General features: G+C 56.0%; 9 protein-coding genes and 2 tRNA genes. 5 read left to right on the top strand and 6 right to left on the bottom strand.

Annotated features, from left to right (window positions below; genetic code table 11):
* Positions 1-43 precede the first annotated feature (43 nt).
* From CSQ92_RS21275 to CSQ92_RS21260, 4 genes are all read right to left on the bottom strand, one after another.
* Positions 44-119, bottom strand: a tRNA-His gene (locus tag CSQ92_RS21275).
* A 142-nt stretch (positions 120-261) separates the two neighbouring features.
* A complete protein-coding gene (gene murI, locus CSQ92_RS21270; RefSeq protein ID WP_070257173.1) occupies positions 262-1,107 on the bottom strand; it encodes a glutamate racemase in 846 nt (281 codons plus the stop codon).
* Positions 1,108-1,173: 66 nt separating this feature from the next.
* Positions 1,174-2,715 carry a fumarate hydratase gene (locus tag CSQ92_RS21265; protein ID WP_034784516.1) on the bottom strand — a complete coding sequence of 514 codons (1,542 nt, stop codon included), beginning with the start codon at positions 2,713-2,715 and terminating at the stop codon, positions 1,174-1,176.
* A gap of 97 nt (positions 2,716-2,812) precedes the next feature.
* Complete coding sequence (locus tag CSQ92_RS21260) at positions 2,813-3,427, bottom strand: YqhA family protein (protein WP_034784515.1); 615 nt, start codon at positions 3,425-3,427, stop codon at positions 2,813-2,815.
* A 308-nt stretch (positions 3,428-3,735) separates the two neighbouring features.
* Between CSQ92_RS21260 and acs the strand changes: the two genes are divergently transcribed.
* From acs to CSQ92_RS28890, 5 genes are all read left to right on the top strand, one after another.
* On the top strand, positions 3,736-5,742 hold the full coding sequence (gene acs, locus CSQ92_RS21255) for an acetate--CoA ligase (protein WP_099395312.1): 2,007 nt from the start codon (positions 3,736-3,738) through the stop codon (positions 5,740-5,742).
* A gap of 190 nt (positions 5,743-5,932) precedes the next feature.
* Positions 5,933-6,023: transfer RNA gene (locus CSQ92_RS21250), tRNA-Ser, on the top strand.
* 221 nt (positions 6,024-6,244) lie between these two features.
* A complete protein-coding gene (locus tag CSQ92_RS21245) occupies positions 6,245-7,534 on the top strand; it encodes a tyrosine-type recombinase/integrase (RefSeq protein WP_099395311.1) in 1,290 nt (429 codons plus the stop codon).
* A gap of 10 nt (positions 7,535-7,544) precedes the next feature.
* Positions 7,545-8,168, top strand: a complete 624-nt coding sequence (locus CSQ92_RS21240) for a DUF4102 domain-containing protein (RefSeq protein WP_180277078.1) — start codon at positions 7,545-7,547, stop codon at positions 8,166-8,168.
* A 268-nt stretch (positions 8,169-8,436) separates the two neighbouring features.
* Positions 8,437-9,030: a hypothetical protein gene (locus CSQ92_RS28890; protein ID WP_143450414.1), complete on the top strand. Its 594-nt coding sequence runs from the start codon at positions 8,437-8,439 to the stop codon at positions 9,028-9,030.
* A 60-nt stretch (positions 9,031-9,090) separates the two neighbouring features.
* On the opposite strand, the gene CSQ92_RS21230 is transcribed toward CSQ92_RS28890, so the two are convergent.
* Together CSQ92_RS21230 and CSQ92_RS21225 are read right to left on the bottom strand one after the other, a co-directional pair.
* Positions 9,091-9,393, bottom strand: a complete 303-nt coding sequence (locus CSQ92_RS21230; protein ID WP_099395308.1) for a helix-turn-helix transcriptional regulator — start codon at positions 9,391-9,393, stop codon at positions 9,091-9,093.
* A gap of 1,176 nt (positions 9,394-10,569) precedes the next feature.
* The gene (locus CSQ92_RS21225; RefSeq protein WP_099395307.1) at positions 10,570-12,243 is read right to left on the bottom strand and encodes a DUF6119 family protein; all 1,674 of its coding nucleotides are present in this window, start codon (positions 12,241-12,243) and stop codon (positions 10,570-10,572) included.
* Between the last annotated feature and the right edge of the window lie 76 nt (positions 12,244-12,319).

The following is a 12,319-nucleotide window of genomic DNA, read 5'->3' as shown; positions in this document are numbered from 1 at the left end:
ACAAGCCGAAGCATGTAACCCTTTTTATTTACCACTAATTCTGTGGGGTGGCTGATGGGGCTCGAACCCACGACAACAGGAATCACAATCCTGGACTCTACCAACTGAGCTACAGCCACCACTGTCTTACTTACCTGTTTAGCTGTTTTGCTGAACAGGTGCCGAATTATACAAAGAACTCGGCAAAGTGGCAAATCTAAATGCAGTCTTTTTTAAAGAATCGAAAGATTGCATGAAAACGGTCGCTTTTGCTCACGCCGCTCACACGGATAGGTGTTCGACGGGAGGCTGCAAGTCCAGCAAACCGGCGAAGGCTTTCGCCAGGGATTCGACCTTGGCCGTCGTGTAGCCTTGCAGTCGTGGTGCGTCATTGTTAATGCGGCGCAAGCTTGCCGCATCGAGCAGACGGGCCAGCTGGCGCGCCACGGCGTCGCCCGTGTCCACCAGGGTGATCTGTTCCTGCGTGTGGGTGCGCACCGTGCGTTCGATGGCGTCCTGCACGAACAGGTAGTGCGTGCAGCCCAGCACCAGTGTGTCGACGCCTTGTTCCAGCATGGGGGCGATGTAGCGTTCCAGCATGGCGCTGGTGGCGTCCTGCGGATCGGTGCCCAGCTCGCACTGTTCGATGCGGTCGGCCAGGCCGATGCAGGGCTGCAAGATGAATGTGGCGCCCGTGGCGGCGCTCACCTGCTCGCGCAGGGCCAGCAGCTTGTCGCCACGCAAGGCGCGTTCCGTGGCCAGCACGGCGATCTTGCCATTGCGGCTGATGGCGGCCGCCGGTTTCAGGCCCGGTTCGACGCCGACGATGGGCAGGTCGGGATAGCGCGCGCGCAGCGCCTTGATGGCGGCGATGGTGGCCGTGTTGCACGCCACCACCAGCGCTTTCGCGCCTTGCTGCAATAAAAAGGCGGTGATCGCCAGCGAACGGTCGACCACTTGCTGTTCCGTCTTGTCGCCATACGGCGCATAGCCGGAATCGGCAAAGTAAATCAGGTCTTCCTGCGGCAGCTGCGCGCGGATATGGCGCAGCACCGACAGGCCGCCCACGCCGGAGTCAAAAATGCCGATGGGCGCGTCCGGGCGGGCATTGCTTGCAATAGAAGTCATATAAAGCCGAAGAAGATAAAAAAACGCCGCGCTGTGTTGCCGCGCGGCGTTAATGGTAGTGCTTGTTTAAGCAACCGTCACGGGAATCTTGCTGACGCTATTGAGTTGCTCGATCTTCGCCTGCCACTCTTTCGGGCCCGTGTTGTGCACCGAGGTGCCTTTCGCATCCACGGCCACCGTCACTGGCATGTCGACCACGTCGAATTCGTAGATCGCTTCCATGCCCATGTCGGCAAAGCCCAGCACCTTGGCATGCTTGATGGCTTTCGACACCAGGTAGGCGGCACCGCCCACAGCCATCAGATAGGCCGACTGGTGCTTCTGAATCGATTCGATGGCCACTGGTCCCCGTTCGGCCTTGCCGATCATGGCGATCAATCCCGTTTTTTCCAGCATCATGTCGGTGAACTTGTCCATGCGCGTGGCGGTCGTCGGACCGGCCGGGCCGACGGCTTCGTCGCGTACCGGGTCGACTGGGCCGACGTAGTAGATCACGCGGTTCTTGAAATCGACCGGCAATTCTTCGCCCTTGGCCAGCATGTCCTGGATGCGCTTGTGCGCGGCGTCGCGGCCCGTCAGCATCTTGCCGTTCAACAGCAAGGTCTGGCCCGGCGTCCACGAAGCGACTTCTTCTTTCGTCAGGGTGTTCAGGTCGACGCGCTTGGATTTTTCCGTGTCCGGCGTCCAATGCACTTCCGGCCACGACGACAGCGATGGCGGTTCCATGTAGGCGGGGCCCGAGCCGTCCAGCACGAAGTGGCCGTGGCGCGTGGCGGCGCAGTTCGGGATCATGGCGACAGGCTTCGACGCGGCGTGCGTCGGGTGCATCATGATCTTGACGTCGAGCACGGTCGTCAGGCCGCCCAGGCCTTGCGCGCCGATCCCCAGCGAGTTGATCTTGTCGCACAGCTCGATACGCAGTTCTTCCAGCTTGTTCTGCGGGCCGCGTTGTTTCAGCTCAAACATGTCGATGTCTTCCATCAACACTTCTTTTGCCATCAGCATGGCTTTTTCGGCCGTGCCGCCGATGCCGATGCCCAGCATGCCAGGCGGGCACCAGCCGGCGCCCATGGTCGGCACGGTCTTCATGACCCAGTCCACCAGCGAATCGGACGGGTTCATCATGATCATCTTGGATTTGTTTTCCGAGCCGCCGCCCTTGGCAGCCACTTTCACGTCGACGGTATTGCCTTCAACCAATTCCATGTGCACGACGGCTGGCGTGTTGTCCTTGGTGTTCTTGCGGTCGAAATGCGGGTCGGCCACGATGGAAGCGCGCAGCTTGTTGTCGTCGAAGTTGTACGCGCGGCGCACGCCTTCGTTGACGGCGTCGGTAACCGTGCCGCTGAAACCTTCGAAGCGCACGCCCATGCCGATTTTCAGGAAGACGTTGACGATACCCGTGTCCTGGCAGATAGGACGCTTGCCTTCTGCGCACATGCGCGAGTTGGTCAGGATTTGCGCGATCGCATCTTTTGCCGCCGGGCTTTGCTCGGCCGCGTAGGCGCGCGCCAGGTGCTCGATGTAATCAGCAGGGTGGTAGTAGCTAATGTACTGCAACGCTGCGGCGACGGATTCGATCAGGTCTTCTTGCTTTATGACAGTCATGGTGTTCTCGCGGTGGATAAGAAGGGTAAGACTTTGATGCTAGTTACTTGATGCTTGGTGCTGCTTGCTAATTAGTACGGTAGTGCAGGAGCGCTCCTTAATGCGGTCGTGCCTGGTTCTGGGTTACCGTCATGATGCGGTCGGTGTACGCAATGGCCATGGCCGAAATGATGAAGACCATGTGGATTACCGTTTGCGCGATGATCACTTCCATCTTGTAGGAATTGGCATTGATAAATGTCTTCAACAGGTGGATGGACGAGATGCCGATGATGGCCATCGCCAATTTCGTCTTCAGCACGGAAGCATTGACGTGCGACAACCATTCCGGCTGGTCTGGGTGGTCATCGAGGTGCATGCGCGAAACGAAGGTTTCGTAGCCGCCAATAATGACCATGATCAGCAGGTTCGAAATCATGACGACGTCGATCAGGCCTAATACCACCAGCATGATGGTCGCTTCATTGAGCTTGGTCGGCAGGGCGCTGCCCGGCACGGCAACGGCCGTCAGCACGTGCTGCAGGGCTGCATCATTGCCGAACACGGCGCCGATCAGGTCGGACAATTCCACCCAGAAATGGAAGACATACACGCATTGTGCGAGGATCAGGCCCAGGTACAGCGGCAACTGCAGCCAGCGCGACATGAAGATGAAGGAGGACAGCGGGTGCAGCTTGGTATGTTTGGATGACGGTGGTAGGTGGTCGATCATGTGGGGTTTCCTGGGGGAGTAAATACCAATTTTTGGTATGCCCGACATTTTACACTTGCTGCTGATTACTGCGCATGGCCTTGCTCCTGATTATTAGGTTTGATGAAACATGAAGTGGTATTGAACCTTCGGCGCAGCATGCATTTTCCCAGTGAAAATACTGTACGGCGTCCCCTTGACTCCCATTGCCGAAGGCGCTTATGGTTAGCATTGATAGGGGTAAAACGCTGCATAAACGCGACATGTAAGGCGTCCGTAAGACACGGGGTCTATCGTGTTAGCAAACAATTACTACACTGGAGACAAGCATGAGCGCTACAGAAAACCAAGGGCAGGGCACGGAACAGCAGGGACCGGAAGAGTCGCGCGTATTTGACCCATCGGCGGCGTTTGCCGCACAGGCCACCATTTCCGGCATGGACGCCTACCGCGCCATGGTGAAAGAGGCGGAAACCGACTATGAAGGCTTCTGGGCCAAGCTGGCGCGCGAAAACCTGAGCTGGAAGAAACCGTTCACCCGCACCCTGAACGAAGACAATGCCCCGTTTTACAAATGGTTCGAAGACGGCCAGCTGAACGTGTCGTACAACTGCCTGGACCGCAATATCGAAAATGGCCTGGGCGACAAGACGGCCATCATCTTCGAAGCGGACGACGGCACCGTCACCAGGGCAACATATAAAGAGCTGCACGAAAAAGTCTGCAAGTTCGCCAACGGCCTGAAAGCCAAGGGCATCGCCAAGGGCGACCGCGTGATCATCTATATGTCGATGTCCGTCGAAGGCGTTGCCGCAATGCAAGCCTGCGCGCGCATCGGCGCCACCCACTCGGTGGTCTTCGGCGGCTTCTCGGCGAAATCCCTGCAGGAACGCATCATCGACGCGGGCGCCGTGGCCGTCATCACGGGCGACGAGCAATTGCGCGGTGGCAAGAAGCTGCCATTGAAATCCATCGTCGACGAAGCGCTGGCGCTGGGCGGCTGCGACTCCGTGAAAAACGTCATCGTGTATAAACGTACGGGCAGCGACTTGCCGATGGTGGCCGGCCGCGACACGTGGCTGCACGACCTGGTCGAAGGCCAGTCGGCGCAATGCGAGCCGGAATGGGTCGATGCTGAGCATCCACTGTTTATCTTGTACACCTCCGGTTCGACGGGCACGCCGAAGGGCGTGCAGCACTCGAGCGGCGGCTACCTGCTGTGGGCCGCGCTGACGATGAAGTGGAGTTTCGACATCAAGCCGGACGACGTGTTCTGGTGCACGGCCGACATCGGCTGGGTGACGGGCCACAGCTACATCGCGTATGGCCCGATGGCCGTGGGCGCCACGCAAGTGGTGTTCGAAGGCATCCCGACCTACCCGAACGCGGGCCGTTTCTGGGAAACCATCAAGAAGCACAACGTCAGCATTTTCTACACGGCGCCAACGGCCATCCGTTCGCTGATCAAGGCAGCCGACGTGGACCCGAAAGTCCATCCAGGCAACTACGACCTGACCAGCCTGCGCCTGCTGGGCACGGTCGGCGAGCCGATCAATCCGGAAGCGTGGATGTGGTACTACAAGCATATCGGCGGCGAGAAATGCCCGATCGTCGATACCTTCTGGCAAACGGAAACGGGCGGCCACATGATCACCCCGTTGCCGGGCGCCACGCCGATGGTGCCAGGTTCCTGCACCCTGCCATTGCCTGGCATCATGGCCGCCATCGTCGACGAAGCGGGCCAGGACGTGCCGAACGGCCAGGGCGGTATTTTGGTGGTAAAACGTCCATGGCCATCGATGATCCGCACGATCTGGAACAACCCCGAGCGTTTCAAGTCCAGCTACTTCCCGGAAGAACTGGGCGGCAAGATGTACCTGGCGGGCGACGGCGCCATCCGCAATAAGGACACGGGCTACTTCACCATCACGGGCCGCATCGATGACGTCTTGAACGTGTCGGGCCACCGCATGGGCACGATGGAAATCGAATCGGCCCTGGTGGCCAACCCGCTGGTGGCCGAGGCCGCCGTGGTGGGCCGTCCGGACGACACGACAGGCGAATCGATCTGCGCCTTCGTGGTGCTGAAACAGGCGCGTCCGACCGGCGAGGAAGCCAAGAAGCTGGCCCTGGAGCTGCGCAACTGGGTCGGCAAGGAAATCGGCCCGATCGCGAAACCGAAGGAAATCCGCTTCGGCGACAACCTGCCGAAAACCCGCTCCGGCAAAATCATGCGCCGCCTGCTGCGCGTGCTGGCCAAGGGCGAGACGATCACGCAAGACGTCTCGACCCTGGAAAACCCGGCCATCCTGGAGCAGTTGAAGGAAGCGTCTTAACAGACAGGCCAGTCCCGCCGGAAGGGCTGTGCGCGCCACCGGGGCGCATCCTTCCGGCAGGCCTGGCCAAACTTTTACCCCTGGGTAAATAACTTTGGCAGTCCGTAGAATCTTTGCTATAATCTGCGGCTTCGCGACAAGCGATATGCAGTACACAATGTGAGCAAGCAAGACGCGCGCATTGCCTTCAGGAGAGATGGCTGAGCGGCTGAAGGCGCACGCCTGGAAAGCGTGTATAGGGTAATACTCTATCGGGGGTTCGAATCCCCCTCTCTCCGCCAAAGATACAAATTGGCCAGTTCAAGGAAGTCCCAGAACGTCCACAAAAAACCGTTTTAGCCCGTGCTAAAGCGGTTTTTTTGTATTCTGGCGTCCAGCACTGTCCAGCTGCAGCCAGCAAAAATCGGAGCTAGATACAGATCAGCTTACCCCAAGTCTAGCAACCAAGCCCTCATTCGCCGGTCTAAAGTGATTTCTGACGCATATGCTGAGGAGACCAGCCATGGCCAAGATTATCCCTCCCCTGACCGAGTTCCAGGTCAAAAATGCCAAGCCCAGGCAAAAGTCATACAAGCTGTTCGATGGCGGCGGCCTGTACGTTGAAGTGATGCCCAGCGGCTCGCGGATCTGGCGCATGAAATTCCGTCAATCGAACGGCAAGGAAAATACGCTGACCTTCGGGCCTTATCCGGAAATTTCGATCATGGTGGCGCGTGAAAAGCGCACGGAGGCGCGCCGCTTGCAGCTGCAGGGAATCGACCCCGGCAAGTACCGAGACGACGCCAGGCGGCTCGCCGCCGAAAAAGCATCCAATACCTTCGAGAAAATCGCCCGCGAGTGGTACGCGAACAAGGTGCCGACGTGGAGCGAGCGCACTGCACGGAACATGCTGCAGCGCCTGGAAGCCGATATTTTCCCAAGTATCGGCGACCGGCCGATTACGGAAATCCGGCACCGCGAATTGATTGCCACGCTGCGCAAGATCGAGGCGCGTGGCGCCACCGAGATCGCGCATCGCCTGAAGGCCGTCTGCTCGCAGATATTCAGCTATGCCATCCAGTGCGGCCTGGCCGACCGTAACTTGGTGGTGGACATGAAAGACGTCCTGAAGACCAAGCGCGTTTCGCACTTCGCCGCCATCGATGCCGATGAATTGCCCGTTTTCCTGGACACGCTGGCGCGTAACGAGGCGCGGATGTTCGAGCCGACGCGCATCGCGCTGCGCCTGATGCTGCTGATCTTCGTGCGCACCAGCGAACTGATAGAGACGCCATGGAGCGAAGTCGATCTGGAGAACGGCGAGTGGATCATTCCCTGGCAGCGCATGAAGCGCGGCAAGCTGACCGTCAACCCCGACACGACCAATCACCACGTCTGCCTTTCGCGCCAGGCGCTGGCCTTGCTGCGCCAGCTGCACACCATCACCGGCCGCGGCATGTACCTGTTTCCCAACCAGCGCGACCACGACAAGCCGCTGAGCAACAACACGCTGCTGGTGGCGCTGGCCCGCATGGGCTACAAAGGCCGCATGACCGGCCACGGCTTCCGGGCGCTGGCCATGAGCACCATCAAGGAGCGCCTGGGCTACCGCCATGAAGTGGTGGACCGCCAGCTGGCGCACGCGCCCAAGGACAAGGTGGCCAGCGCCTACGACCGCGCCCAGTTCCTGGCGGAGCGCCGCAAGATGATGCAGGAGTGGGCCGACTACCTGGAAGCCGTCGAGCGCGGCGATACGCCGAAGCCAGGCCATCATGGATCGCTGGAACTGGTGTGGCCAGCGCCGCGTCGTTAAGGAGACAGCCATGCCAAGACGAATTGAACCTCTGACAGAGCAACAGCTGATACAGGCCGAGCCTGGGGACAAACCATTCAGGTTATTCGACGGCTACGGCCTGTATGTTGAAGTCATGCCGACTGGCTCGAAGGTCTGGCGCATGAAATTTCGCCAGAAGGACGGCAAGGAAAATGCCCTGACATTCGGCCACTATCCGGAAGTCTCGTCGGCGCTTGCTCGATGCCGCCGCGCAGTCGCCCGCCAGATGCTGCATGACGGGCTGGATCCGCGCACAGAGTTCGACGCGGCCCATATGCGTCCACCGAAGCCCGTCAGGCGGCATTGTCTGCTTCCAGTTGCCATGGATGATAGAAAGGTAGAGCGCTGCGTAAGCCAGGTTGGCAGGCAAGCGCTGGAGCGGTTGCACGGCCTTGTATTCCCGGCGCTGAGCCGCGTCGAGGCCGACGAAACCGTGCGAAGCAACATGCAGGTCATGCTGGAGAAAATCCAGAAGGAGCGCAGCGCAGAGGTGATTGATTTGCTGTACGACTACTGTGCCGACAGCATCTTTGGCTGCCTTGGATTGGGCATTGATGAAGATGATTTGAATGAGGCCATGAGGGATGCCAGGGTAGTGCAGCGGCGGAAGTGAGTGCATGTAGTGAGGCGTCTGTGCCTTCGCAGGCGCTCGCTATTTTTCTTAGCGTTTAAGCGGTTTTCTTGTCGAAATTTTTATTGAAAAGGTTGTCAATTAAGTTGAAGCTCTATCATAATTGCCACGCTGCACTAGCGGGCAATTTCCGGCGGAAAATGGCCACTATGAGGCGTTGGAAACCTTGTGGAGCATTTATCTTGACCAGAAATGACATTTCTCGGTGCCTAGTGAAATTTTGGGGACTCAATTCAAACGTTAGAAAGCTATGGTAAATCTACTTACTATTCTCCCCGTTACAGTGATCGCGACCGTTCTACTCTTTATATTGAAAGAGCTCTTTGAGGGGGTGCGTCGTTATCGTGGTGAGGAGCGGAAAAAGCAAGCACTAAGAACACTTCTTGCAAGAGAGTGTGAAATTAACCATTGGGCAATAAAATCGATTAGACATATCGTCGAATCTATTCGAGACGAGTCAGAAGATGGAAGTCAGTTTGAATTCATATTTTCCAAGAATGGCAAAGTACTTTTCCGCATTAAACATCCAAATTCCGAATTTAAAAGCGGTTCTAACCTTGCTGAGACACATCGCGAGGTTATGGATAAGAATCTACTAGAGGTCGCAACTCTGGATAAGAAACTTTATTCAGCATTGCAGCCAGCGTATGATGCGGTTGCTGACCTTGAGCATGTCCGCCAAAGTCTGATTTATTTCGTGGACCCGGAAGATGAAAAAGACAAGATGCATCTTGATGGATTTATAAACTATGCCCTAGATGAACTTGAAGATGTATTCAAAGAACTCGCTTCTCTTTACAAAATGTGCACTGGAAAAGATCTTGAGAAGCATCGCCTGCGGTAGCACTCCAAATAGTTACCGTTCATGCTCGGTCAGCTTCTGGCCGTCAACAGGGGAACCGTATCAGTGATTGCAGATGCGATCATTGTCTGAGGAGTTATCGATTACTGCGGATGCCGTCCTTGCCGGTCTGCTAGCATCAATGCAAGCCTGCATCCACTGTAGCACTTCACTTCTGAGCCAGGCTGAAGAACGTCCCTGCAGCTTGACAGGAGCAGGGAAGGTGCCTTCTCTGATGCCTGCATAAACGCTGCTGCGCGATTTGCCGCAGGTTGCCAGCACTTCGCCCAGGCGGATGAAGCGCTCTTCACCCATGCGAGGTTCCACGCGGCGCTCTTTCGGGTATTCGGCTGTCGCAGCTTTCATGGCGTCCCCTTTCGTGAACCAAAAATGCCAGCGGCCGCACCGGGGCGAATGGCATATGTGGCAGGCCTTGCCCTGTCACCGATTCGTCCTTCGTGGAAACGCGCTCGCAATCATTATTGCGAAAACATGGGGCCAGTATCGAATGCCGTAATCGCTGGTACAACAAGAATCGGCCTGTCATACCACTTGGATCAAGCCTGCCGCGCACTATGTGTGAGATCAAGGCGGGACACAGAAGCGGGTCCGTGGAAGCTTTAGCAGCTAAAATCTCGGGCGATCGACAGCGAATTCCTCATGCCATAGATGCATTGGCGAGGCCCGATTTCATTGGTCCTGTTGCTGTATCGCCGCCACATGTGCATGCGACTGCTTGCATCTCACGCCATCAATACCTGCCAGCAATTGTTTTGACCGCCTCCAGGGGGAGCTCTTTCTGTCCACGCGGAAAGGCGCAGCTATCGGAGAAGAAACGCGCTATTGCCGTGTAGTACTCGTACAGCAGACTATAAAAATTTGTTGCTGACATTGATCAAGGCCGGCCCAGATGCATGTCAAATGTTCCCAATTGGACGCTGCCTATTGCCGCTCATCAACCGTGCTACTTTCGGCATACATTCCTGCTAAATCTGCTCTCGTACCTGCAAAAAAATGGTTCGACCGAGGTATTACCCGGTGATTTAAGGGTTTCAGTCGCTGCACAGGGCGGAACTACCGTGCTAGTTTCGGCATACATTCCTGCTAAATTTGCTTTCGTACCTGTAAAAAGATGGTTTGGTCGAAGTTGTGTCCGACGATTTTTGTGGTTTAGTCGCTGCGCGAAGCGGGGCAGGATAGGTGAAGTTAGCTAACCTTCGATTAGCTAACTTCACACCTGCTTATTCGCACTTCGTGCTCAACGGACACTGTGCGACTGAGCAAGATCATTGTCGCTGGCTATTTCATGGAAAGGCGATGCAACAAAATCAATGGAGAAACATGCTGCCTACCAATGGCGACCACTGTCCTTTCGAACAGGTGGAAATTTTGGCTTTGGTTGCAGTGTTTGGTAGAACGGCTTAGAGCAATTTTTTGAATATGGGGTTGGGTTAGGCGGTAACGAATATCTTGGAAAATCGCTGTGTAGGGTTGCGCGGAGAGACTGCTTGCACAGTACTATCTTGCCAAAGCGCAGATTTGTTAGAGTTTCTCGATCAAGTGCACTTCTGTTCTGTATCCCATCATGGACAGTTGGCCTACGACTCCACGCAGCGCGACCTTGCTGAAGAATGGAATGTTAAGTTTTTTCGTGCGTGTGTGCTTTTTCTTCAAAATACCAAACACAATGGTGTATTCCGACGGATTCATGTTCGCCACTTTGGGCATCAAGTCGACGAAGCCAGTGCGACCATGTTCTGTTTCGCGCTTGCCTGCTTGCTTGCGGGCATCCTTGCGGAATTTATTATCGCGTCGGAGCGATTGCGCTGAAACTAATCCTTGGTTCCACAGATGGCTGAGCGGTGCCGACGTTTCAGAATCCTTAAGGTGGATAAATTGCTTGTTCTTGGAAAAGAAGTCGCAGGGTTCCATATTCGAACCCCTAGCCCCGGTAGGAGAGACTTTCGTTTGGTCCATACATAGCAGATCCGGGTAGGCTGGAGTGCACAGCTCGGTAATCAATAGCCGCTCATTCTTTGCGTTGGACGATAGAAGGAACGCCGGCCTGAGCAAATCGAGATAGATTCCCTCTACTTCTTGGTAATAATCGTCGCTAATTTCGTACCACTGGCCGTCGAACAGCACATATTTAGTATTGGCGTGCATAGTCTCGTAGACAAAGCAGTCGTACACTTTCATGCTAGCGAAGGACTTGTTGGAGTCTGTACTCAGCGCGCGGACTTCATGGGAACGGATTTCCAGTATCCCTTTGTTTCTCGCGAAATTTTTTGTCAGCTCGAGGATGTAGTCTTCTATCGCTAAGGTGCTGAAATGTTTCTTTTTGTAAGGCAGGTTGGGACCATAGTAGCAAAGCTCGGGCTCCTGGTCATGTCCTAGAAAATCCGGCACAGCTAGGTGCAGGTCGGACGGCTTTCCAGCGACCACGTCGGTCAATTCTGCCATTAGTTGGTCATCAAGGGTATCGAGCAGTGCGCCTTTGTGCACCAGCCTTACTTGGTCGATAAATTTAAAGTCTTTCTTGTACTCCGTAGCCGCGTACAGGAGAAGTAGATCTGCGCAGAATATGGGTAAATTGGATATGGCGATTTTCTTGCGGACTTGCAGTGCATCCTTGCCTGACATTACCTTTGCCAGTGCTATGTCACTTGGTTTGCCTGACGCTAAGCGCAATAGGTCGCGATTGGTATCGAGTCCGAATTCAAGTAAGTCGCTTTCACGACTTGCTTGGGTTCGGCGTTGGATCACTGTTGAGTCAAGGCTTGCGCTGTCGAGTCCTCGCAGCTTGTCGCGCGCGACGCTGTTTAGGACGACACGCAAACCGAATTGTCTCTCCATGCGGTCTGTATCTATGACGTGATGGCCTTGGCCGAAGCAAATGGCAAATAGCCTCTTGGCTCCGGCTGGCCCGGCCTCGATAAGAAGCACAGCGGAAGAGTGCTGGCCGCTTAGTTTGGTTTTGAGACCGGGAGCGCTAGCTTCGAGGAAGTTGGCCCAATCGGGTGGTTCAGCTTTCGGGGTCTCGTAGAGGAGGGTGCCGTAGTCGCATGGGTGCCTCATTAGCCCATGTCCGATTTTCAATGCGTCGGCAGACGTGACACCCTGATGCATTAGACGGATTGACAGATCTACGGTCGCTTCATGATACACGCTGGGCGACGTTACCGCCGGTTTCTTCGGAAATGCAACGTTCACCATCACCGCCCTTGAGTGAATTTTTTATGGTTTGGATGATGTGACGGTCGCACGATTCTAGCAACGCAGCAGATACATC

This window comes from Janthinobacterium sp. BJB446 (assembly GCF_002735655.1).
In the GTDB taxonomy this organism is placed as follows: domain Bacteria; phylum Pseudomonadota; class Gammaproteobacteria; order Burkholderiales; family Burkholderiaceae_D; genus Janthinobacterium; species Janthinobacterium lividum.
The sequence above is the reverse complement of the archived record's forward strand: the minus strand, read 5'-3'. Positions and strand labels throughout refer to the sequence as shown.